The organism is Streptomyces sp. CB02400 (assembly GCF_001905725.1).
Taxonomy (GTDB): Bacteria; Actinomycetota; Actinomycetes; order Streptomycetales; family Streptomycetaceae; genus Streptomyces; species Streptomyces atrovirens.
In genome coordinates this window covers 374,202-397,053 of record NZ_LIWB01000001.1, presented here as the reverse complement: position 1 = coordinate 397,053, position 22,852 = coordinate 374,202, and the positions used below count along the sequence as shown (strand labels likewise).

At 71.5% G+C, this 22,852-nt stretch carries 17 protein-coding genes and 4 pseudogenes; 15 read left to right on the top strand and 6 right to left on the bottom strand.

Annotated elements, in window-relative coordinates:
• Positions 1-2: 2 nt before the first annotated feature.
• Positions 3-194, top strand: a pseudogene (locus AMK33_RS45125) (hypothetical protein); the annotation flags it as partial.
• A gap of 209 nt (positions 195-403) precedes the next feature.
• Here the strand turns inward: AMK33_RS45125 and AMK33_RS01610 are convergent.
• Positions 404-1,345: a sigma-70 family RNA polymerase sigma factor gene (locus tag AMK33_RS01610; protein ID WP_073930841.1), complete on the bottom strand. Its 942-nt coding sequence runs from the start codon at positions 1,343-1,345 to the stop codon at positions 404-406.
• A gap of 10 nt (positions 1,346-1,355) precedes the next feature.
• Positions 1,356-2,564: an NAD(P)/FAD-dependent oxidoreductase gene (locus AMK33_RS01605; protein ID WP_073930840.1), complete on the bottom strand. Its 1,209-nt coding sequence runs from the start codon at positions 2,562-2,564 to the stop codon at positions 1,356-1,358.
• Between the two features lie 325 nt (positions 2,565-2,889).
• Between AMK33_RS01605 and AMK33_RS43520 the strand changes: the two are divergent.
• From AMK33_RS43520 to AMK33_RS01575, 6 genes and pseudogenes are all read left to right on the top strand, one after another.
• Positions 2,890-3,141 (top strand): annotated as a pseudogene (locus AMK33_RS43520) (MerR family transcriptional regulator); the annotation flags it as partial.
• A 301-nt stretch (positions 3,142-3,442) separates the two neighbouring features.
• Positions 3,443-3,661, top strand: a complete 219-nt coding sequence (locus tag AMK33_RS41060) for a hypothetical protein (RefSeq protein WP_235617984.1) — start codon at positions 3,443-3,445, stop codon at positions 3,659-3,661.
• Positions 3,662-3,800: 139 nt separating this feature from the next.
• Positions 3,801-3,959 (top strand): hypothetical protein, encoded by a 159-nt coding sequence (locus AMK33_RS42360; RefSeq protein WP_158075106.1) that lies wholly within the window; start codon positions 3,801-3,803, stop codon positions 3,957-3,959.
• Positions 3,960-4,113: 154 nt separating this feature from the next.
• Positions 4,114-5,805: a PE-PGRS family protein gene (locus AMK33_RS41055; protein WP_107424986.1), complete on the top strand. Its 1,692-nt coding sequence runs from the start codon at positions 4,114-4,116 to the stop codon at positions 5,803-5,805.
• Between the two features lie 15 nt (positions 5,806-5,820).
• A pseudogene (locus AMK33_RS43515) lies at positions 5,821-6,101 on the top strand (hypothetical protein); the annotation flags it as partial.
• 126 nt (positions 6,102-6,227) lie between these two features.
• Complete coding sequence (locus tag AMK33_RS01575) at positions 6,228-7,223, top strand: hypothetical protein (protein ID WP_073930839.1); 996 nt, start codon at positions 6,228-6,230, stop codon at positions 7,221-7,223.
• A 205-nt stretch (positions 7,224-7,428) separates the two neighbouring features.
• Here AMK33_RS01575 and AMK33_RS01570 read toward each other — a convergent pair whose 3' ends face one another.
• Positions 7,429-8,502 carry a hypothetical protein gene (locus AMK33_RS01570; RefSeq protein ID WP_073930838.1) on the bottom strand — a complete coding sequence of 358 codons (1,074 nt, stop codon included), beginning with the start codon at positions 8,500-8,502 and terminating at the stop codon, positions 7,429-7,431.
• Positions 8,503-8,834: 332 nt separating this feature from the next.
• Complete coding sequence (locus tag AMK33_RS01560) at positions 8,835-10,157, bottom strand: hypothetical protein (protein WP_073930836.1); 1,323 nt, start codon at positions 10,155-10,157, stop codon at positions 8,835-8,837.
• Positions 10,158-10,756: 599 nt separating this feature from the next.
• Here AMK33_RS01560 and AMK33_RS43510 point away from each other — a divergent pair.
• Positions 10,757-11,365: pseudogene (locus tag AMK33_RS43510) on the top strand (eCIS core domain-containing protein); the annotation flags it as partial.
• A 1,074-nt stretch (positions 11,366-12,439) separates the two neighbouring features.
• Here the strand turns inward: AMK33_RS43510 and AMK33_RS01550 are convergent.
• Entirely contained in the window at positions 12,440-12,742 is a 303-nt protein-coding gene (locus AMK33_RS01550) for a trypco2 family protein (RefSeq protein ID WP_073930835.1), read from the bottom strand.
• A 91-nt stretch (positions 12,743-12,833) separates the two neighbouring features.
• On the opposite strand from AMK33_RS01550, the gene AMK33_RS01545 reads away from it, so the two are divergent.
• From AMK33_RS01545 to AMK33_RS01525, 5 genes are read left to right on the top strand one after another with little or no spacing between them, the layout of a single operon-like run.
• Entirely contained in the window at positions 12,834-14,156 is a 1,323-nt protein-coding gene (locus AMK33_RS01545) for a S1 family peptidase (protein WP_079194705.1), read from the top strand.
• A 46-nt stretch (positions 14,157-14,202) separates the two neighbouring features.
• Positions 14,203-16,512 (top strand): tetratricopeptide repeat protein, encoded by a 2,310-nt coding sequence (locus AMK33_RS01540; RefSeq protein ID WP_073930834.1) that lies wholly within the window; start codon positions 14,203-14,205, stop codon positions 16,510-16,512.
• 57 nt (positions 16,513-16,569) lie between these two features.
• Positions 16,570-17,976 (top strand): hypothetical protein, encoded by a 1,407-nt coding sequence (locus AMK33_RS01535; protein WP_235617942.1) that lies wholly within the window; start codon positions 16,570-16,572, stop codon positions 17,974-17,976.
• Positions 17,973-18,992 (top strand): hypothetical protein, encoded by a 1,020-nt coding sequence (locus tag AMK33_RS01530; protein WP_079194704.1) that lies wholly within the window; start codon positions 17,973-17,975, stop codon positions 18,990-18,992. The genes AMK33_RS01535 and AMK33_RS01530 overlap by 4 nt, the downstream gene beginning before the upstream one ends.
• Positions 18,989-20,260, top strand: coding sequence for an ABC transporter substrate-binding protein (locus AMK33_RS01525; RefSeq protein WP_073930833.1), 1,272 nt, complete (start codon positions 18,989-18,991; stop codon positions 20,258-20,260). Before AMK33_RS01530 ends, AMK33_RS01525 begins: the two co-directional genes overlap by 4 nt.
• Here the strand turns inward: AMK33_RS01525 and AMK33_RS01520 are convergent, their stop codons facing one another.
• On the bottom strand, positions 20,261-20,719 hold the full coding sequence (locus tag AMK33_RS01520; protein ID WP_143203794.1) for a hypothetical protein: 459 nt from the start codon (positions 20,717-20,719) through the stop codon (positions 20,261-20,263). It abuts the gene before it with no gap.
• A 199-nt stretch (positions 20,720-20,918) separates the two neighbouring features.
• On the opposite strand from AMK33_RS01520, the gene AMK33_RS01515 reads away from it, so the two are divergent.
• Positions 20,919-21,917, top strand: coding sequence for a hypothetical protein (locus AMK33_RS01515; protein ID WP_235617941.1), 999 nt, complete (start codon positions 20,919-20,921; stop codon positions 21,915-21,917).
• A 209-nt stretch (positions 21,918-22,126) separates the two neighbouring features.
• A complete protein-coding gene (locus AMK33_RS01510; RefSeq protein WP_073930830.1) occupies positions 22,127-22,816 on the top strand; it encodes a hypothetical protein in 690 nt (229 codons plus the stop codon).
• Positions 22,817-22,852: the final 36 nt, after the last annotated feature.

Genomic DNA, 22,852 nt, shown 5'->3' with positions numbered 1-22,852 from the left:
CCCCTCCCCCGACGGCGGAGGGCGACCGGGACACCGCGCGCCTGGCCCGGCTGGTGGACGCCGCCGCCGAACGACTGCGCTCCGGGGCCGACATCTCGTACGGCCGCCACCTCGAACGCCCCTCGTACCTCACCCTGGCCCTGGTGACCTGCTCCCCGAACCGCACGCTCCCCGAACCGGCCCGCCCGTGCGCGTGGGAGGCGGAACGGGTGCGCCGTTCAGGCTCGGCGGGTGCGGACGCGGTCGCGGTTCTCGCGCACGACGGTGAACCCGGCCGATCGGGAGAACGCCACCGCGGCCCCGTTGGCGGACGGTGTCACGACGGCGACCGCGCTCGCGCCCCGAGGGGCGAGGGCTGCGCCCGCGAGGGTCCGGACGCGTCACCGGCCTCCGGTGGCTCCGGTCACCACGCGGTGATGGCCGGCGCGTCGGGTTCGTGCTGTCGCCAGGCCTCGCCCAGGCGCGCGAGCCGGTCCGGGGCGGCGATGCCGCGCAGGCACGCGACCTTGCCGTCGCTGACGTCGAACACCACGGCGCCCACGACCCGGTCGCCGATCACGGCGAGGAGGGCCGGGGAGCCGTTGACCGGCGCGATGTGGAACACGGGCGAGCCGCCGGCCAGCCGCCGCTTCGCCGGCGTGGGCCTGAACCCCGCCCGCACGAAGGAGGCGACGCGCTCGCGCGTCGTGAACCGCAGCAGCCGCTTGGCCCGTCCGGCACCGTCCGAGACCGCCGTCACGTCGTCGGTGAGCAGCTCGACCAGCCGTTCGGTGCGTCCCGACGTGGCGGCGGCGAGGAACTCCTCGACGACCCGGCGCGCGGAGGCGGGGTCCACCTCCTCGCTGCCGCGGCGGCGCTCGGCGGCGACCCGGACCCGGGCCCGGTGGGCGTGCTGCTGGCTCGCGGACTCGGTGACGTCGAGGATCCGGGCGATCTCGGCGTGGCTGTACGAGAAGGCCTCGCGCAGGACGTAGACGGCCCGCTCGACCGGTGAGAGGCGCTCCATGAGGGTCAGTACGGCCAGGGACACCGATTCGCGCTGCTCGAAGGTGTCGGCGGGGCCGAGCATCGGGTCGCCCTCGAGGAGCGGCTCGGGCAGCCAGGCGCCGGCCGCGCGCTCGTGGCGCGCCTGCGCCGAGCGGAGCCGGTCGAGGCAGAGGTGGGTGACGACCTTGGTCAGCCACGCCTCCGGCACCTCGATCCGTTCGCGGTCCGCGGCCTGCCAGCGCAGGAACGCGTCCTGCACCGCGTCCTCGGCGTCGGCGGCCGAGCCGAGCAGGCGGTACGCCAGCGAGGCCAGCCGGCCCCGGCCGGCCTCGAAGCGTTCGACGGCTGCGCTGTCCATGTACGGCAGCCTAGGCGGCGGCCCTCGCGCCGGCCCGGTCGGGTGCGCCGGCCGGGTCGGGCGCGGTGGTCAGGCGGCGCTTGCGCTTCGGCATGCCGAAGGTCGGGTGGGCGATGCCCCACCCGGCCCCCTTGAGCACGCCCGACTTGAACCGCGCGGCGGTCCGGCCGCCCAGGTACCAGGACTTCGGCCGGACGTCCCCGTCCACCATCTGGATGATCGCGTCCCGCCGACCGAGGCTGATGTGGTTGCCCTGGTACTTCAGCGCGGTGGTCGGGACCTCGCCGCCCGTCAGGCGCGCGACGATCGCGGCGGTCGCCTGCATGTTGGTGATGCCGGCCGAGGCGCAGGACATCGGCAGCGGCCGGCCGTTCTCGCCGATCGCGTAGGCGCAGTCGCCGGCGGCGTAGACGTCCGGGTGCGAGACCGAGCGCATGGTGCGGTCGACGACGATCTGGCCGGTTCCGGCGACCTCCAGACCGCTTGCGGCGGCGAGGGGGTGTACGGCGAACCCGGCCGACCACACGGTCACGTCGGCCGGGACGGACGTGCCGTCGGCGGCGATCGCGCGCGTCGGCTCGACGGCTTCGATGGCGGTGTGCGCGTGGACGGTGACGCCGAGCCGGTCGAAGGCTCGGCGCAGGTGACGGCGGGCCTTCGGGGAGAGCCAGGCGCCCGGCTCGCCGCGGGCGGCGAGCGCGACCGAGAGGTCGGGGCGGGACTCGGCCAGCTCGGTGGCGGTCTCGATGCCGGTCAGCCCCTCGCCGACGACCAGCACGGTGCCGCCCTCGCCCAGACCGGCCAGGCGCTCGCGCAGCCGCAGCGCCGAGGACACGCCGGTCACGTCGTGGGCGTGCTCGGCCGCGCCGGGGACGCCGTGGTGGGCGACGGAGCTGCCGAGCGTGTAGAGGAGCGTGTCGTACGCGAGCTCGCCGTCGCCGTCCTCGCCGGTCACGGTGACGGTCCCGCGGTCGGGGTCGACGCCGGTGACACGCGCCACGCGCAGCCGCACCCCGGTGCCCGCGAACACGTCGGCGAGCTTGCGGGACGCGATGTCCTGACCGCTCGCGAGCTGGTGGAGCCGCATCCGCTCGACGAAGTCGGGCACGGCGTTGACGACGGTGATCTCGGTGTCCGCGGGAGAGAGCCGGCGGGCCAGGTTTCCGGCGGCGAAGGCCCCGGCGTATCCGGCGCCGAGGACGACGATGCGGTGCTTCATGGCGTTGCTCCTGTCTCGTTCGCGTGCCCTCTGAACGAGATGGCGCCCCGATTGCTGACAGCAGCCGAGTGTGACATGGGTCACCGAACCCGGAGCGGTTCACGCCGCCGACCAGGACGGCGGGTCATGTGACGGGTGGCGCAACCGACAGCCCGTCCGGTTCTGGCGGGGTGCCGCGTTCACAACCTCCCGGAGGTCGCGAGGCCCCGGGTCTCCGGTTGCCGGCCGGCTGACCCGCTCCTGCTTCCAGGCCGTGATCACCGGCTCGATCGACGTCCACGGCACGCTTGACCCTCAAGCCGCTTGAGACGCCATAGTGCTTGCCATGGACGATATGTATCCGATCGGTGATGCCGCCCGGCGTACCGGCCTGAGCGTCAGTGCGATCCGGTTCTACTCCGACGCGGGGATCATCACTCCCACCGAGCACACCGGCGCTGGACACCGGCGCTACGACATCCGTGCCATCGCGGGTCTCGAGCTCGTCCGCACCCTTCGCGAACTGGGCGCGAGTCTCGACGACATCCGTCAGTTGCTGGCCGACAAGATCACGCCGACGGATCTCGCGACGGCTCATCTGGCGCTCGTCGAACGCCAGCTCAGCCGCTTCCAGGCCCGGCGGGCCGTTCTGCGGACCATCGTCAGACAACGCAGTACGACCGCACAGGTGAGTCTCATGCACAAGCTGGTGTCCATGTCCGATGACGACCGTGTCCGGCTCGTCGAGGAGTTCTGGACCGACGTCACCGACGGCCTCGACGTCCAAGGCTTCTTCGTCGACTACCTACGCCCGTGGTGGCCCAACCTGCCGGCGGATCCGACCTCCGAGCAGCTCGAGGCATGGATCGAACTGGCTGACATGAGAACGCTCGGGACCGGTGCCCGGCACCCTCGCCCCGGAACGGGTCCTGCGCGGCGTCGGCGAGGCGGACCGCGAGCGGCGTCTGCTGGCCGCCGTACAGGACGAGTTCGGTCTCTCCCTGCCCCGGCACGCCCTGGCCGAGGGCATCCTGCCGCATCTGACCACCCGGTCCTGGAACCGCGCGCCGCGGGAGGGCGAGTCCTACGCGTACGCCACGATCAGCTTCGGGCAGTGACGAGGACGCGCGTGGCCCTGGCCGGATGCGCCACCCTCCGAGCGTCCACGTATTGACAACGTAAACACACAGAAACGAACCTCCCCAAGGCGTGAGGGTGCACGCTCCCTGCAAGATGTACCCATCTTGCACGAGACGGGTGGAACCGGGGAGGGGCAAGGAGATCGACCGCTTCCGCCGCGAGGTGCGGATCATGCGCATGCTCTCCCAGGGCCACCCGAACCTCACCCTGCTGATCGACGGCGGCGTGGACGCGCCCCGGGCGGCAGCGGTCTGCCCTATCTGGCCATGGAGCTAGCGACCATCAGGGAGCCTGCCCACCCACGCGGGTACGGGCTCCCGCCGGGAGCGGAATTCCTCGCATACGCCAAGCGAACGAAAGGGCACCGCTCTGCCCCGGCAAATGCCCCATCCACCCTTCCAACGGGACCGAGGACAGGTCAGTCTGAGGGATGCACACACGGCAGCAGCAGCGACAGGAGCGGCAGCAGGACCGGGACGCGCGGCAGAGACGATCGGGCTTCCCGTCGCGGACGGTGGACGACCCCACCGGCCTGCTGGCGCTCCAGCGCACCGCCGGGAACCGGGCCGTGACCACAGCGGTCCAGCGGGTGCGGCAGGAGGAGACCGAGGCGGAACCTCCTTCCGACGAGGCGTCCCTGGAGACGTCCACCGACCCGGACGCGGCGATCGTGCGGCTGGCCCGGTCGATCGAGGAGCACGCGCGTCAGAAGAAGCGGAAGTTCAACATCTGGGAGCCGCACAAGAAGTGGCCGGAGGACTGGCTGCCTCCCGATGCCAAGTTGCGGTGGGTCCTGGAACGGCGGCTGGTCCTTGGCGAGGTCTTCCAGGAGAAAGAGCTCAAGGACATCGAGTTGCTGTCGGAGAAGCGGCCGGCGTGGCTGAACCGTGTAGGCATCGGCACCATGGCGGAAGGCCTCAAGATCGCCGAGGGGCGGAGGTCCGCCGCGGCGAAGGCAAGCACATCCGAGGACAAGGGCAAGGGCAAGGCCACGGAGGAGAAGCCCGACTACTCGGACTGGCTGAAGCTCACCCCGGGCCGGCGCATCCTCGCCGCGACGCTCGCCTTCCGGACCCAGCGACCCGCCCCCGGCGCCCCCGTCCCGGTCAACCCCGCCTACACCCTGGGCCGTTTCATGCGGACCCAAGGGCTCGCCGAGGACAGTGAGGAGCGCCGGGAGCTGGAAGCGGAGCGGGACACTCAGATCCGGGAGACGGCCCTCGACACCCTGGTCCCGGAGAGCGTGCCGGAGGACCGGAAGCACCCCGGGGCGGAAGAACTCGCGCCGGAGCACGAGTCGCAGGACGCCTTCGCCCGGAAGATCCTCACCAACGTCCTGCTGATCCTGCGGCACGGCCTGCAGTACACCAGGGACAAGAAACACGTCGACTACCGGGAAGGTGACGTCATCCGGGCCCTCGCGCACGGCGGACGCGTGAACATCCGCGTCCCCGCCCTCCAGGACGGCGACAACCCCCATCAGTTGCTCGAATTCCTCGGCGTCACCGAGGACGGCAAGCAGGACGAACACGTCAAGGAACGCGGCTTCGCCACGCACCGCTCCTCCATCGGCCCGAACAAGGGCGGGACGTCCGGCCGTTTCGTGGAGAAGGGCGGCCTCGGGGCGTCACTGACGAATGTGGCGTCGAAGGCCGTCCCGGGCGTGACCACCCCGAAGCTGCTGGGGATCGACCAGGCGATCGGCGGCATCGGCACCAAGGACTGGAACGGCGACGTCATCCTCCCCAACGGCTCCTACGGCCACATGCTCCTGGTGTTCACCGCACCGACCACGTCCACGGACGGCTCCCTGCTCGTCGGCATCGAGACGATCGCGCCGGGCGCCTCCAGCCCGGTCGGCTACCACCACGGCGTCAAGTCCACGGAGACGACCGCCAACCCCGAGTCCGCGTTGCATGGCCACAAGCCGGACAAGATCGGCGACGGCAAGATGAAGAACAACCAGCGGCTGGTGGAACTGGCGAAGATGGGCGGCGACGGCAAGAGCTGGCACGCCTTCCTCGACGAGATCAAGAGCGACTGGGCGGACCGGGTCCGGGCGGCCAAGACCTCGGAGGAGGAGCGGGAGCTCTACAAGACACTGGTCGGCCGACGGGAGTAGGAGGGAGCCGTCGGAGTCAAGCCCCGCTCACTGGTGCGGGGCACCTGGGACGAGGCGAAGGAGGCGGCGGCCTGGCTCGGTGAGCGGCTGGCCGAGTACACCCCCGGTTCGCGGCAGAGGGCGACCGGGACACCGCGCGCCTGGCCGGGCTGGTGGACGCCGCCACCGAACGCCTGCGCTCGGGCGCCGACGTGTCGTACGGCTGCTAGCTCGAACGCCCTTCGTACCTCACCCTGACCGTGGTGACGTGCTCCCCGAACCGTACGACACCCGAACTGGCCTGCCCGTGCGCGTAGAGCAGACCCGGCACTCGCCCCCGCCCTGACCGCCCGCCTCGGTGTCAACCTCAGAGGTATCCACCAAACGGGTGATTACATCCCAAAAGCCAACGAATATTCTTGCTTCGCGCATAGTTTCACCTCATGCCCAACGTCAGTCACGACACCCTGCACGGCTTCCTGCCGGGACGTCCGAAAGCGCTGAACCGTGCGCTGGACCTCCTGGACCTCGGAATCCCGCCCGGTGTCACCACCGAGACCCTCCCGACGGACGCGTCCGGCGCCCCGAAGATGTTCACCCGGCAGATGGACTCCGTGCTGCGGGTAGTCCGTCCCGACGGGCGTGATCCGTTCATCCTGCTGGTCGAGGCGCAGACCGGCATCGAGACGAAGAAGGAGACCTCCTGGCCGTACTACGTCGCGTACTTGCGTGACCGGTACAGACTCGAGGTCGTCCTGCTGGTCCTGTGCGTGGACACGGCGACGGCGGCGTGGGCGGCCAGACCTCTGCACACCGGTCTGGGGCGTCCCACCCAGGTGACGGTGCCTCACGTTCTGGGCCCGGCGAACGTTCCGCGTGTGAGCCGGATCCAGGACGCCTCGGCCGACCTGGACTTCGCCGCGTTCTGCCTGTGGATCCACAGCAACGACCCGGACATCGAGGGCATACTGACGGTCATGGGCGAGGCCTTGGCCCAGGACACGGACCGCGAAGCGCGGGACGACCTGGCGGGACTGATCGAGGACGGCTTGGGCAGCGAACACGCCCGGAAAATCTGGAGGAACCTGATGGAAACCCTCTTCACCCCAAGGCGAGGCACCATCGTGGGCGACGCCCGTCTAGCAGGACAGGAAGAAGGACGCGAGGAAGGACGCGTGGCCGGAAAGGCCGAGCAGCTGTTGCGCCTGATGGAGCGCCGCGGCTTCTCGATGACGGAAGAGACCCGACAGCGCGTCACCACCTGCACGGACATGCCGCTCCTGGACCTCTGGTTCGACCGCGCCATCGACGCCACCACCCTCGACGAGATCTTCGCCACCCCCTCCTCCACGGACCGCGTCCCCTCCCCCGCCCAGAGCCCGGAGCACACCGCAGTTCCCGGCCAAGGGCTGACGGACCCCAGGCCCTCGGCCGGCTGACACCAAGGGCGCGCACCCGGCCGCACCCCGATCGATGGCGGCGCGCAGCTGTTCTGCCTGATGAGCCTCGTCTCGGCGTGCTCCACATGGAGCTGCGTGACGCCCCGCGGGTCTCCTTCGCCTCGACGCTCCCGGTCATACTGCCGCGCGCCTGGACATCTCCGTCACCGGCACTTCCGTGCCCGTCCGTCCCGGAGCCGACAGTTCATTGGATCAGGTCGGTGTGCGGGTGCTCGGGGGAGGTCGGGCAGACGTAGAGCTGCATGTTGTCGGCGCTGCCCACTTCCACCCTCGTCGGCTGCGCGGGGGACAGACCGGCACGGTGACCGGCGGCGTAGGCGGCGGCCCGGTCCTCGGACGGCGCCCAGCCGCGCGTACCACCGTCCCATTCGAAGGAGGCGATGGTCAGCAGCGGGACCATCCGGGCGTCGCAGACAGCGCAGTACCGGCGGTATGGGTCGGTGCGGCCCCACGGCGGCCAGCCACCGGCCTTCCAGCCGGGGGCGTCGGCCAGATTGCCGTCGTAGAACTCCGCCGGGTAGTCCGCGTACGAGCTGTCCACCTCCGCACCGGCTGCCTGCCATCTGCTCCAGTCCCCCACCACCTGCCTCAACTCCGGGCTCAGATCGAGGCTGTCGGGATACTCGGTGATCGCTTCCGGTGCCAGCAGACACGGCTCCGGCACGTAGCCCGGGTAGTTGGCCTCGTACGGTTCCGGTGGTGTGGCGAGGACATCGACGACCGAGGCGGCGGACCGCCAGAACACCGCAGTCGCGGGCTTCCAGTCCGGCTCGTGGTCGTAGGGGCACCAGAGGACCTGGAGCAGATCGGCCTCTCCGGGCGGCCGCAACAGGGGTACGTCGCGCACGTACAGCTGAGCCACGGGCAGCAGGGGGACCGGGCACTCCGCGGGCCAGGGAGGGCCGGCGTCGAGCCGCTCCGCGAGCCTCGCGGCCTTCTGTTCCATGGCCACCTCCTCCTCGGGCGTGAACGAGGGACCATAGGGGTCCTCATGCCGCTGGGCCAAACCGTGCCTGTCGAGCCGCACTTCCGCCGGCGACTGGCGGAACCCGCTGTCACCGTGCAGGTGCGAGTCCTCACAGTGCGGCCAGGGTTCCTCGGCCGGCCACAGCAACGGGCCCCCGACCGAGCTGTCCCCGACCGAAGGCGATCCCGGGCGGGGATGCAGCCGGATCGCAGGACGCGCCAGTGGAGCCAACTCGGGAAAGACCGCGGTCACCTCGACGGGCCGAGGCGGAGTAGTCCGTACGAAAACCATGCCGGTGATCCTGCCACCAGCCGCTGACATTCCCCCGCCGCCTCGATCGGCGTCCACGCTCAACCGACCGCGAAGGCTTCCCACCGACCGCCGAACCGCTCGACCGACCCGGCCGCGGGCATGCTCCGGAACATCGGGAACCCTCAGCCGCTCCACGGACACCGCGTCCGACCCGCTCCCCACCGGCGGACGCGTCCTGCCCCTCGTCACCACCCTCACCGACCACTGGGACCGCGTCCCCTCCCCACCCAGCGGCAAGACCGTCCGGGCCGTGCTGACGACGCCGGTCGACGGGTGACGGCGCCGACCGGGGAGAGCCGGAACCCGCGCGCCTACGCCTCCGCGGGCAGCGCGGGGAACACGACCACCGAGCCGTCCCGGTCACGGGCGATCTCGATCGCCACGTCCGTCGGACGGCCGTTGACCGCGACGCCGTCGCCCAGGCGGCGGAGCCGGTACGCCACGCGCAGGAGCCGGTCGACCTCACCGGTCGTGAAGACGGGGCGCTTGCTGCTCGGGCGTGCCAGCTCCAGCGTCGACAGGCGCACCAGCACCCCGGCGATGCCCGACTCCAGCTCGTCGAGACGCCGCTCGTCGTCCTTGAGGGCGCGGGCGAAGTTCTCGAACAGGTTGTCGGGCTCGCTCTGGGCTCGCTCGACCGCCTGGAGGACGTTGACGCGCCGCTTCAACGCCATGGCCAGCTCCGCCAGTTCGACGTGGGTGCGGAACGTGCCGCCCTGGTCGTCCACGCCGGGGAACGACTCGGTCAGCGTGCCGATCTCGACGGGCTCGCCGGCGGGCAGCTTGTCGAGCGCGCTCCGCCAGCGGGCCAGACGGATGTCGGCCTTGCTCAGTGCCGTGTCGATGGTGTGCACCGCTGAGTCGAGTCCCAGCGAGACACCGAGCTTGCCCTGGTCGAGCAGGATGGCCGTGGCCTTGTCGATGGCGGGACGGCAGCCGTTGAGTGCGCTGTGCTCGTCGTCGAGCTTGTCGGCCTGAAGCTGCTCCAGCAGGTCCGTGATGTGCGCGATGGCCTGCTGCCGCTTGCGGTCGGCGTGCGCGCTCACCCCGACGGCCACCGCCATCAGCACGAGCGGAGCGGCCACGGTGAGCACCGCGCCGCCCGCGGCCGCGGCTCCGGCGGTCGCACCCGCGCCACCGACCGTGCCCGCCGCCGCCGCTCCGCTGACCGGCACAAGTGTCGCTTTGGCGGCGATCTGGCCCGTCGCCGAATGCACGAGGTCGCCGTAGAACCCGCCCGTGGACCCCTTCGGCTCCATCCAGCGAACCAGCCCCTGTCCGAACTCGGCGGCGACCTTCGCCGGGACCACCACGCGGCACAGGATCTCGCCGGAGGCCGTCGCCTTGGCGGCCGTGGCGGAAGCCTTCGCCGACTCGGTGATGAGCTGCGACAGGTGCTGCGCCAGGGGGCTGGCGGCATCGAGCGGGATGCCCTGGCTGCGGTCGAGCTTGTCGGGCAGCGGGTGCGCCTCGAGCGTGGCGATCGGCTGGTCGGCCAACGCGGCCAGCACGCCGCGCAGTTCGGCCAGCCGCTCGGCCGTCATCGGCCCACTCCCGATCACCGCCGGCACCTGGGCGTCACGTGTCGCCAGCGTCCAGACCGGAACGTTCGGCGCCTTGCGGTAGTCGATCATCGTCCCCTCAACTCATCCCCACGTCAGCCTGCGTCTGACGTCCCGGCAGAACGGTATAGCCGAAACCACGGACCGTGTGTCACTCGATCCGCATCGACCACCTCCCGGCACAGCGGGCCGGCACAGGCGACGCGAGCACAACGACCGGCGCCCGCTCAGTGACTGGAACCATGACAGTCGAACAATTCCCAGCACATGCTCCGTTGACAGTGCCAACAAGCCACTCTGGCGTTGCTTATGCACGCGGGGGTCACGTCACGGGGGACGGTCCTCTCGTCCGGACCGCGCGGGAACGGGACGTACAAGTTCGCGCTGTGCGCGGAGTCCCTCGTGACCGCCGACGAGCGGCCGGGGCTCGGCCGCCTCGCACGCCTTGAACGGCGGGCCGGAACGGGTCGGTTACGGTGGTGTCACCGGATTCCCGTACCGGGCGTCGCGGAGTGTACGTGCTCGACCTGCGAGCAGGATCCGGGCGCGATGCCGGGATGTGTCCGTTCGGGCAGCGGTTCGTGCCCTCGTTTCCGTCCGCCCGGCTCTGTACGTCGGTCCGGCCGTGCACGAGAGTGGACGCCCGGTACAGCAGGTCACCGGAGGATGTCATGCGCGCTCAGCGAACCGCCCAGCAGACTGACGACGAGATGCTCCGTTCCGCCCACGGGAACGTGCGGCGGCCGGCCTCCGCCGCAGCGGCCCTGCCCGGCGGTCCGCTCTCCGCCGTGAGCCCGGCGTCGCTGCAGGCCCTTCAGCGCTCCGCCGGGAACGCCGCCGTCCGCCGCATGCTCGAGGAACGGCGTGCCGGCTCGGACGGCGGGCAGCCGTCACCGGTGGTGCAGCGCTCGAGCGTGCACGATGTGCTGAACGCTCCGGGCCGCCCCCTGGATCCAGCCGTCCGGGCCGAGTTGGAGCCCCGGATGGGTGCGGACTTCTCCGGTGTCCGCGTCCACGACGACACCGCGGCCCGTGCATCCGCCGCCGAGGTCGGCGCCCGCGCCTACACCTCCGGGCACCACATCGTCATCGGCGAAGGCGGCGCCGACAAACACACCCTGGCCCACGAGCTCACCCACGTCATCCAGCAGCGGCAGGGCCCGGTCGCCGGCACCGACAACGGCAGCGGCCTGAGAATCTCCGACCCTTCCGATTCCTTCGAACGGGAAGCCGAAGCGAACGCTCACCGGGTGCTGGCGGACCACGCCCCCGTCCAGCGGATCGTCGACGAACCCCTCGCACCGTCCACCACGATCCAGCGGATGAGGGACGAAGATTTCGACGAACTGATGAACGAAAGGGACATCGACGCATCGGACGAAGAAATGGATTACGAATTCGCGTTCGACGAGGCGTTGCGTTTCGCCCCTCCCGGCACCGTGACGGCGGAGGAACCCGCCGAGAATCCCGTCGCGAAGCCCACGGACGGCGCGTCCCGCCTGAAGCGCGCCAACGCACGTCGTACGAAGCGCGGAGTGCCGGCGAAGGGCGACCTTGTCGGGAGCAAGCCGGAGACGCCGTTCGGAGCGGTTTCCCTGAACCAGGGATACCAGGGAGACCTGGGGACCGTGGTCAAGAGCAAAAAGGACGACTACCCCGGGACGGAGGGGCGGGACTGGGAGAGGTACGCCCACCTCCTGCCGCAGTTGAGCCCTGCGCAGAGAGTGGCCCTCGCGGACGCGGTGGGGAAGGGCTCGCTGGCCGCCGACGACGAGCACCTCTTCAAGGACGATGTCAAAGCGAAGCGTGCCGCCGCCGTCATGTACGGCGTGGCACACAACTCCGAGGAGCTCCGGTTCCCCGGAGCGAGCAAGGCCTTGCGCGCGGCGTTGAGGAAGAACGGCGGAAACTACTCCGTGGAAGAGTTCTACGAGAATTTCCCGATGGCGAAGCCCGGTGGCGCGGGGTCGTTCCGGGGGGATCCCCAGCTGTCGTCACGGACGCTGGCCACGCTGGAGGAAATGTCCGACTCCTCCGAGGAGGAATGAGCGTTTCCGATCCACGCCGCGCCCACCGCGCGGCCTGCCGTCCCACCTGGGACGCGGTACCTCGTCCTTGACGTCCTCGCCCTCGTGGGCGGGGACGATTCCCGCCTGCCGCGCCGTGGAGGACCGCGGTGTCGGGTGGGTTCCCGCTTCGCCGCGCGGTGCCGGGACGACACCACGGCGCCGAAGGGGGCGACGCGCGCCCGATCATGAGCGAGGCGTGCGTCGCATGTCGTTGCCCCACCCGTCACCGGATGGTCGTCGACGCCGGCGTCCGGCTCGTCGTCGCGGTCTCCACCACTCCGCGGGTCAGTACACCTCGCGCCCGACCTCGTGGTGACGGCCGTCGGGGCGGGGAAGGGGTTTGAGGGCCACCTCGATGCGGTGGGTGGAGTCGTGGCTCACCGAGCCGCCCAGGCGGGCCTCGACGACGCCCAGGCGCAGACCCGCGCCGCCCTCGCCGGCCCGGTGGAACTGCACCGAGAACTCCAGGCTGACCTGCTCCACGTGGAACCGCCAGTCGCTCTCCGCGCCTTCCGCCTGGGCCCGCGCCAGCTCCGCGCGCACCGTGCCGATGGCCTCCGCCAGACCGATCGGTTCCGCATTCGCCATATCAACACACCGCCACTTTCGGCTGATTGACCGATCCACCCTGCTCACAAGTCTAGGGACGCCCCACGCTTTGCACGTAATGTGAGACGGCATGGGGGAACTGCGTGCGGACTGGAGACTCAGGCTGCGACGCGAGGACGCGCACGGCCCCGTCTGCGGCGCCGGCGTGCTCGTCGACCAGTACACGGCGCTGACCTGTGCGCACGTGGTGCGCCGGCCGGACGCCGTCATGTGGCTGGAGTTCGCCGAGAACGGCGGGCTCGAACCGGTCTCGGCGCGGGTCGCGCCCGGTGGCTGGCTGGCGGAGGGTGCCGGCGGTGAGGACGTCGCCGTGCTGCGGCTGGACAGCCCCCGTCCGCAGGCGCGCCGTGCTCCGCTGGAGACCGGGCTGTGGGGCGGCATGGAGGTGTACGCGACCGGTTACGCGGAGGGCTTCGACGACGGCATGAGCCTGTGGGGGCGGATCGGCGGCGCCAGCGGTGAGCGGGTCCAGCTCGACGCCGTCACCAGGTCGGAGGTGGTGCGCGCCGGGTTCAGCGGCGCCGGTGTGTGCACCCGGCCCCAGGAGGACCGGCCCGCCCGCGTGGTGGGGCTCGTCGTGAGCTGGCGCGGGGACCTGGGCGCGGCCCTGCCCGAGGACAACCGGCTCTCCTTCTCGTATCTGATCCCCGTCGGACGCATCGCCGAACTCTCGCCGGTCATCAAGGAGTTGAGCAGTCCGGGCGCCTGGGACCACGGCTTCGAGGAGCGGTTGTCCCGATGGTTCGACGATCCGGACGAGGACCCGGTGAAGATCACCGTGGTGGCACCGGGCAGTGGCAAGGACCGGTCGCTGCGCCATCTGACGCACCGCGCCCATGTCGTCCATCGTGGCGGCGCCAGCAGGCCGGACCTCATCGACCACGCGCTGGACCAGGTCACCTTCCCGGCCGGTGAGTACCTGGCGTACTGGGACTGGCTGCGCGGCGCCAAGGCCCGGCCGGAGCGGGCGGCCGACCGTGCGCCCGTACGGCCGGTCACGGTCCTCGTCGACGGGCTCGACGAGGAGCCGCAGCCGGGTCCTCTCATCGAGATCCTCGCCCGATTACGGATGTTCGGCTTCCGGCTGCTGCTCGTCTTCCGCCACGAGGGCGGGCCCGGCTGGGCCGCGTCCCGTGACCTCCTCCTGCGGCCCGCGCTCCTCCACCACGCGGACACCCTGCTCGACCGCTTGCAGCGCGCGGAGTTCAGCCGGGCGATACGCCGCGACATCGTCGACAGCGCCTCCCTCGGCTCCGTGACCGAGACCGCCGACCGGCACCGCGCCACCCGCCGCCTGCTCGACGACGTACGGGACCCGCAGCAGCAACTCACCCGGCTGCGCGCGCTGATCAGGGCCCTGCGCGCCGACCTGAGACGCTGCGGGGACCGGTGACGCCGTGCACCGTCCGGGCCGGGCGGCGAAGGAGGAGCACGCGAGGATGACGACCTGCCCGCACCGGCGTTTCACCGGAGCTCCCTGCGGCGGCGCCGTACTGCCCACCGGCTACTGCGCCACGTGCGGTCGCGCGCAGGACGGCCCCGGACTGCCCGCCCTGCCCGAGGACCCCCGCGAACTCGGCCCCCGCGAACTCCTCGCGCTCCCCGAGCGCGAGCCGCGCCCCGCCGGGGAACGTCTCGTCCGGCCCGAGGCACCGCCGCGCATCCGCATGAGCTGCTCGTCCGCCGACTGCGGCATCACCTTCGCCCCGCCCTACACCGAGGGCCCGGTGCCGATCGAGGGGTTCTGCCCGGCGTGCGGCGAGCGCTACTCGTACCGGCCCGAACTCGTCGAGGGCGACCTGCTGCGCGACCAGTACCGCGTCATGGGACCCATCGCGCACGGCGGCCAGGGCTGGGTCTACCTCGCCGAGGACACCCATCTCGGTGACGTCGTCGCCGTCAAGGGACTGCTCAACCGGTACGAGCACGACGGCGCCCGCCTCGCCGACGTCGAACGCCGCAACCTCGTCGCCATCCGTCACCCCCGCATCGTCCAGATCCGCGACTTCGTGGCCCGCCGGGACGACACCGGTCAGGTCACCGGCGGCTACATCGTCATGGACGACGTCGGTGACGGCACCCTCGCGAAGGTCGCCGAGGAGGTCCGGCGCGGGGAGTCCGTCCTCGACATCGAGCACGTCGCGGCGTACGGCTGCCAGATCCTCGAAGCCTTCGTCCATCTGCACGCCGACGGCGAACGGGTCTTCGTGTACGGGGACATGAAGCCCTCCAACGTCGTGCACCACCGGGACGGCATCAAGGTCATCGACCTCGGCGGCATGCGCGAACAGGGCCAGAGCCTGCCGCCCGCCCATGTCACGCCCGACTACATGGCGCCCGAGACCGGGACGTCGGCCGTGCCCACCGTCGCCCACGACCTGCACACCGTCGGCGTCACCCTGCGGGAACTCGCCCGCTGGGCCGTCGCCGACGTGCCCGGTCTCGGCACCGCCTCCTTCGACCGGGTCGTCGACCGTGCCGTACGGACCGACCCGGGCCGCCGCTTCGCCGACGCACGCGAGATGGTCGGCCAACTGCGCGGCGCCCTGCGGGAGATCCGCGCGCTGCGCGGCAAGAGCGATCCGCCGGAGCCCTCCGACCACTTCCGGCCGTCCAGCAGACTGCCCGGCGCCCGGCTCGGCACGGTGCCGGACATCGGGCACTGGCTGGACCGGCCCCGCCGCGACCGGTACCAGCCTCCCGTGGCACCGGTCCTCGACCTCGGCACGCCCACCCCCGCCGAGATCGCCGCCTGTCTGCCGGTGCCCAGGCCCTATCCGGGCGATCCGCAGGCCACGCGGTTCGAGGTGAGCAGCGGCTACGACCCGGGCCGGCTCCTGGAGCAGGAGGAGGAGAAGCCGCGCTCGGTGGAGATCCGCCTGCACAACGTGCGTGTCCTGCTGGGCCGGAACACCCGCGACGACCTGCGGCGGGCCCAGGAGGAACTCGACACGGCCGACTCCGTCCCCGGGCCGTCCGCCGTGCGCCGGTGGCGGCTGGAGTGGCACCGCGCCCTGCTCGCGCTGTGCAGCGCCGACCTCGACGACGACCCCCGGCAGGTCGCCGAGGCCCGCCACCACTTCACCCAGGTCCACCTCGAACTGCCCGGCGAGTACGCGCCCAAACTGGCCCTCGCCCACTGCGCGGAGTGGCTCGGCGACGACACCGCCGAACCCACGGCCAAGGAACTGTACGAGGCGGTGTTCGCCCGCAACCCCGCGCACGGCGGCGCCGCCCTCGGCCTGGCCCGGCTCGCGCTCCGCGCGCGCGACCGCCGGACCGCCATCGACGTGCTCGGCCGGGTCGGGCAGGGCACGCTGGACCACACCGTCGCCCGGATCGCCGCCTTGCGCATCCGCGCGGCCCGGCTGCCCGGAGACGGTGACCCGCTGCCCCTGCCCGCCGAGGTCGACGCGGCGCTGGCCGAACTGCACGGTCTGGTGGGCCGGCGTCCGGGCGACGGGGAACCGAGCCTGTCCGAGGACGAGGCGCTGCGCCTGAGCACCGAACTCCACGAGTGGAAACTGGACGCGGTGCACAGCCTCAGCGACCGTCCCGGCGCTCCGGGAGGGGGAGCCGGACGGCTCACCGCCCACGCCCTGCGCCGGCTGAGCGCGCCGGAGCGCGCGTCGCGCGAGCGGCTGGAGTCGCTCTACCGGCGGCTGGCGGCACACCACCACGAGCCGGCCGCCGCCCACGAGCACCTGGTGGACCTCATGCACGCGGTACGGCCGCAGACCGTGTTCTGACCGCACGGCACGACGGAACGGAACAGCACCCGGCGACGAAGGTGAAGGAAAGGATCGGTGACGTACGACATGAGCAGCCCCACCCGGCAGCCGCAGCCGGGCATCCGACTCCACGTCGACCTCGGCGATGATCCGCGCCCGCACCGCAGCGCGAAGATCGAGGCGCATCTGCGGGTCGACGTGGCCGCCGACGGCGCCCCCACCGACCTGCCCGCGGTCCAGCTCGCGGTGATCATCGCGGTGGACGTCGCCGAGTCCAACCGGGCGGCCGTCCGGCACGCCCTGCCGGCGGCGCTGCGCGCCCTGCCCGACCGGATCTCCTTCGCCGTGCTCGGCAGCGGTCCCGAGCCGGTCCGCTGCTATCCGCGGGGCGACGACGAGTGGGCCGTCGCCGACCAGGGCGCAAGACGCCGGGCCGCCTTCGTCGCGGGCTCGCTCCCGCTGCACCGGGAGGGTCCGCGTCCCGCGGGGTACGCCGCCTGGGTGGCCGGGGCGCGTTCCCTGCTCGCCGGCCGGCCGGTGTCCGTACGCCATCTGGTGCTGATCACCGACGGCAGCAGTGCCGCCGCCACCGACGGGCACCGGCTGGAGGAGGAACTGGAGGCCTGCGCGGGGCAGTTCACCTGTGATGTGTTCGCCGTGGGCTCGGACTGGGCGCCCGACCCGCTGCTCACCCTCGCCGAACGGCTGCACGGCACGGCCGAGTTCGTGGACGACGGGCTCGGCCGTGCGATCACCGCCGCCATCCAGCGGCTGCGCCGGGTGCACACGCCCCAACTGCCGATCGAGGTGACCGTACGGCCCTCCGTGCGCCAGGTCTCGCTCAGCGAGAAGGCGCCCCGGCCGCACCGCCTCGGCGGCCTGCCCGAACCCGGCCGGCCGCACCGCTGGAGCTTCCCGACCTACCAGTGGGAACAGGGCGGACGCGACTACCTGCTCACCCTGGTCGCCGACTCCGACGGCGACCCGCTGGAGACCGAGCTGCAGTTCGCCATGGTCTCCATCGGTGATGTCCACGCGCCCGTCACCGCCCGCTGGCACCTCCCCGAGCAGTCCCCGCCGCACGCCCCGGCGGGCGCCGACAGCGTGCGCACCCTCAACGCCACCGCCAGGATGCGGAGCGCCCTGCGCCAGGGACTCGTCGCCCTGCGGGAACACCGGCGCGACACCGCGGAGGACCGCCTGGGGCAGGCCGCCCGGCTGGCGGTGCGGTTCGGCACGGACTGGGTGCTGGACGAGATCCGCGCGGTCGCCCACATCGAGGACGCGGCCGAAGGGCGGGTCCGGCTGCGCGCCGTCGACGCCGGCACCCTCGGCCCGATGATCCTGCGCGCCGGGTCCCGTCCCGGCGGCCCCCTGGCCGACGCCGTCGGCGCCCGGCCGGGTCCGGGCTGCGGCAACTGCGGTGCCCCGGCGGGGAGCGAGGCCCGTTACTGCATCGTGTGCGGGGAGAGACTGCTGTGACGGCCGGACGCGCCGCCTCCCGGCACCGGTACTCCCCCGCCGCGTTCTGGCGCGGGCGCCTGGGCTCCTGGCGGACCCGCCGGCTGCTGGAGGCGCATCTGCTGGTGCTGTTCCTGCTCACGGCCGTGGCGTCGACCGCCCTGTTCCTCTCCAGCCGTCAGGTCCAGCACGGCGCCGAGGCACTGGCGTCCCGCGAGGCGCCGGCCGTGCAGGGGCTCGCCGCCAGCAGGCTCGCGGCCCTGCGCGCCCAGGAGGAGGTCGACCACCTGGTAAAAGAGAACCTCATCGGCGTCGTGGGCTCGGGCGAGGCCTACCGGTCCCAGCTCTCGGCCGCCGACCAGGGCCTGTCCCGGATCGCCGACCGCACGGACCAGGACCTCGGCACGGTCAAGGGTCTGCTCGCCACCTACAGCGACTCCCTCGCTCTCGGCACGTCCCTCTACCGTGACCAGCCCCTCATGCGGGAACTGAGGCTCCGGGAGGCCGAGTCGCTGCTCACCCGCGACACGGTGGGAGTCGCACCGCGCCTGAAGGTCCTGCAGCGCACCCAGTTGGAGCACGCCGAGGCCACGGCCGCCATGGGATGGTGGCAACGCGCCGGGTGGTGGATCACCGAACTCGCCCTGATCGCGGTGGCGCTGACCCTCCTCTCGGCGCTGTTCGTGCTGCGCGACCGCTGCGGCCGTGACTGGAATCCGTATCTGCTCGTGGCCTTCGTCCTCACCGTGCTGCTCGCGGTGGTCCCGCTGATGACGGCGTACTCCACCCAGGACGATCTCGCCGGAGCGCTCGCGGATCTGCGGCGGATCACCGAGGAGTCCTGGCGGAGCGGCCCGCCGGACGAGGCGCAGCAGAAGGTAACGGAGATGTCGGAGGAGGTCCGGCTGCGACTGGCCGACGGCGCGTGGGCCGAATCGGTGCACCGGGGTGCTCTCGTCGGGAGCCTGCTGGCCGTCGTCCTGCCCGCGCTGGGGCTCGGCCTCCGGCTCGACGAGGACTACTGGAGGCGACGGTGACCCGGCGGTTCAGGATGCTGGTGTTCGTGGTGGTCGTGCTGCTGATCGCGGCCGGCGGCATGGTGGTGGTCTGGGCGCAGCACGACGACGAGGAGCCGGTGACCATCCTCGGGACGTGGACGGCCGAGCAGGAGGAGCAGTTCGAGGACGTGCTGCGGGGTTTCGGCGTCCCCTTCCGCTACCAGGGCACCGCGGCCCAGCGGGAGGTGCTGCTCTCCAAGGTGCAGTCGGGTGAGCCCCCGGACATCGTGATCATGCCGGGCCTCGGCGAACTCGCCGAGTACGCCGAGAGCGGCCTCCTGGAGCCGCTGGACGAGTTCTACGAGCCGCGGGAGTACGGCACTCCCTGGATGTCGGCCGGTTCGTCCTCCGGTCATGTGTACTGGGTGCCGGTCAAGGCGGATCTGAAGAGCATCGTCTGGTACCGCGAGGGTGAGGAGCCGGGTGATTCACCTGCTCCGCTGAAGAGTTGGTGCATCGGCATGGGGGACGACGGCGCCTCCGGCTGGCCCGGCACCGACTGGATCGAGGACCTCGTGCTGCAACGGGAGGGCCCGGAGGTCTACGAGAAGTGGGCGCTGGGCACGGGCGGGGTGAAGTGGTGGCGAAGTGATCCGGTGCGCACCGCCTGGGAGGCCTGGGCCGGTCTGCTGCGGCAGGACGAGCGCGCGGCCGAGGATGCTCTGCTCACCGACCACCGCGGCGACCCGGACGGCCACGGTCTGCTGTTCGACAGCCCCCGAGGCGGGTGCTCCTTGGAGCACCAGGGTTCCTTCGCGCTCTCCTTCTACCAGTCCGAAGCGAAGCACGCGCGCCTGATGGACTCCGCTCCGCTCCTGCCCGACGGCGGCGGCCGGGCCCGGGCCCGCGAGGTGACCGGCGACTTCGCGGCGCTGTTCAGCGACCGCCCCGAGGCACGGGAACTGATCGAAAAGCTGGCCTCGAAGGAGGGCCAGCAGGCATGGGCCGACCGGGCGGGCGTCTTCTCGGCGAACCGTCGGGTGAAGCCGCAGGGCGACGCGGTCAAGGTCGAGATCGCCCGGCGGCTCCGTGAAGGGCCCCGCTGCCTGGACGCCTCGGACGTCATGGCACCCGCCGTGCGGGACGCCTTCTACGAGGCCGTACTGCTGACCATCGCACGGGCCGCCGCCGGCCGGGACCCCGACGTTCCGGGCCTCCTCCAGGACGTGCAGCGGGTGCAGGACGCGCAGTCCGCACCGGGGGCCGGCGGCAGAGCGGCTCCGAAGACGGTGTGCAGTACGCGGTGATCAGTCGAGGTCCGGCGGGAAGACGTGGTGGGCTCCCCCGCGGACGAGGACCCGCCAGGCCTCGATCCGCCCCGAGCAGTCGGGGAACGCCTCCAGCCGGAACGCGGGCTCCCAGCTCACGGTGAGTTCACCCGCCTCGCCGACGGTCACGCCGCCGACGGAGGGGCGGAGTTCGCCGAGCACTCGGTTGAACGTGGCGGTCCGGGCGTCGTAGACCATGCGGAACTCGTCGAAGGCCTGTGGTCCCGCGCCCTTCTGCGCGTACCGCATGTCCGCGGAGCCCAGGAGGATCCTCCCGTGCCGCACGATCCGGAACGGGCACTGCATGTGGACCATGACCGTCTCGCCCCGGAGGCCGTCGAACTCGACGACGCCCATGTCCACCGCTCTGCCGACGGAGCGGACGACCGTACCCGCCAGGATCCGGGTGATCTCGTCCACGCGGGTCCCAGCAGCCACCGAACAGCCCCCGCCCTCCTCGAGAATGTGATGACAGTTATACCCCCGGCCCGTACAACCTTTCGAGACGCTGACCCGTCTTCCCAGTGACCACTTCGGTCGCGTTCACGAGGAGACCGTCATTTCCGCCATACGCAAGACCCTCACCGCCACCGCCGTCGCCACCGCGGTCCTGGCGGGTTCCGCCGCCTGCGGCACCGTGGAGAACCTGTCCGCGGGACAGAAGCTCGACCAGGCCTTCGAGAAGCTCGGCAAGGAGCGCTCGCTCTCCCTCGAGCTGGACCTGGACACCGACGCCGCGTCGCTGAAGGCGCTGGACGCCGGGTCGGCGCCCGAGGACGCGATGCCCGAAGAGGTCGCCGAACTGCTCAGCAGTGCGCGGATCTCCCTGTCGGTGCAGTCCAAGAAGCCGCTCGAGGAGTCCGGCGAGAAGGACTTCAACGGCATGGCGCTGAAGTTCAGCGGCCCGGACGGCGGCCTGTTCGAGTACCGGATGGTCGGCGACTACACCTACCTGCGTGCCGACCTGGACGCGATCGGGCGGATGAGCGACAGCCCCATGCCGTCGGCCGACGAACTGCCCGACAGCGCCGGCGCGTTCAAGAAGCTCCTCGCCGGTGAGTGGCTCAAGGTCGCGACGAAGGACCTGGAGGAGACCAGCGAGCAGATGTCGGGGGCGGAGGGCGCCGAGGCCGGGGAGCCCTCGGCGGAACCCACGCTCGACGCCAAGACGCAGAAGAAGCTCACCGAGGCACTGCGGCAGGTCATCGCCAAGGAGGTCGACTTCAAGACCTCCGAGGGGTCGGACGGCACCGAGCACATCAAGGCCACGGCGCCCTTCCGCACGCTGATGACCGAACTGACCGACGAACTCGGCCCGTTGGCGAAGGAACTGCCGCCTGGCGCCGAGCTGCCGACGGCCAAGGACCTCAAGGACGCGCCGAACGAGAAGGTCACCGCCGACTTCACGCTGAAGAACGGCGAGCTGACCGAGGTCTCCATCGACCTGGCCAAGCTGACGGAGAGGGCGAAGGTCAAGAAGTTCGCGCTGGTGCTGCGCCTGGGCAAGGGCGAGAAGGCCACGGCCCCGGCGAACGCCACCGAGGTGAACATCGACGAGCTCATGGAGGGCTTCTTCGGCGGCTTCGCGGCAGGGGCGCTCGGCGAGGAGGAGTTCGTGGAGGGCACCGAGGGCTGATCCAGAGGTCCGTGGCGGGGCGCCGTTCTCCCTGAGGGGGAGACGGCGCCCCGTCTCGTGCGAGCACACGGTGGCCAAGCCGCACGCCCCGCACAAGATTCCGGCTGATCCGGCGAGTTGGCGCGAAAGCCGATCAACCGGTCTTCACGTCTTCTACACTTCAGGGCGCGCACAGAGCGCACAACGGGGGCTGCGGGGGGTGTCGAGGCGTGTCGGGGGACGAGCAGAACCACAACTTCAGGGCCGACGCACGGGATCGCAACACCATCCTGCAGGCCCTCGGCGACATCAACATACGTGTCTCGAAACGGGCCGGATTCATGAGTGTGCTCGCCGCCGCCGTCGGCGCGGTGGCTCTGTACGCCTTCGTCTTCGACGGAACGGAGCAGCGTTCCGGTCTCGCTCCGCAGGCACAGCGCTCCGGTGCGGGCGACTTCGGAAGCGCCACCACCGAAACCCCTCCCGGGGCCCCTCCCGAGGCGGCGACCGGGAGCGGGAGCTCCGATGCGCCGCAACCGCCTGCCGAGCAGTGGCGGGGCACCTTGGTGCTCGGCCTCCAAAGCCCCAAGGAACTGGACTCCGACCCGCCCAGCACCCCGGGCCTCTTCGGCGGTGGTGACATCAGCATCGGGCTCCTCGACTCGTGGCAGGTCATGCCGGGCATCGGGAGGACGGTGACGCAGTGGACGGGGGACGGGAGGACTCCGGGCCACGCGGACTGCGCCGAGGCGACGGACGCCGGTTCGAGCACCGCGCCGGCGAGTTCGGGCACCGTGCTGTGCGTACGGACCGACGAAGGGCGCGTCGCCCGGCTGGTGGTGACGAAACTCTCGGAGGGCGTGCTCACTTCCGTGGAGATGGACGCCGTCATCTGGGAGCCGTCCGCCGACGCGACGTGACGCGTACGGCATGACCGACACAACCGGAACATGGAG

Coding starts and splice junctions, on each gene's coding strand:
- AMK33_RS41055 (WP_107424986.1), top strand. CDS start 4,114: ATGCACACACGGCAGCAGCAGCGACAGGAGCGGCAGCAGGACCGGGAC.
- AMK33_RS01575 (WP_073930839.1), top strand. CDS start 6,228: ATGCCCAACGTCAGTCACGACACCCTGCACGGCTTCCTGCCGGGACGT.
- AMK33_RS01545 (WP_079194705.1), top strand. CDS start 12,834: ATGGGGGAACTGCGTGCGGACTGGAGACTCAGGCTGCGACGCGAGGAC.
- AMK33_RS01540 (WP_073930834.1), top strand. CDS start 14,203: ATGACGACCTGCCCGCACCGGCGTTTCACCGGAGCTCCCTGCGGCGGC.
- AMK33_RS01560 (WP_073930836.1), bottom strand. CDS start 10,157: ATGATCGACTACCGCAAGGCGCCGAACGTTCCGGTCTGGACGCTGGCG.
- AMK33_RS01570 (WP_073930838.1), bottom strand. CDS start 8,502: ATGGTTTTCGTACGGACTACTCCGCCTCGGCCCGTCGAGGTGACCGCG.
- AMK33_RS01550 (WP_073930835.1), bottom strand. CDS start 12,742: ATGGCGAATGCGGAACCGATCGGTCTGGCGGAGGCCATCGGCACGGTG.
- AMK33_RS01610 (WP_073930841.1), bottom strand. CDS start 1,345: ATGGACAGCGCAGCCGTCGAACGCTTCGAGGCCGGCCGGGGCCGGCTG.
- AMK33_RS01605 (WP_073930840.1), bottom strand. CDS start 2,564: ATGAAGCACCGCATCGTCGTCCTCGGCGCCGGATACGCCGGGGCCTTC.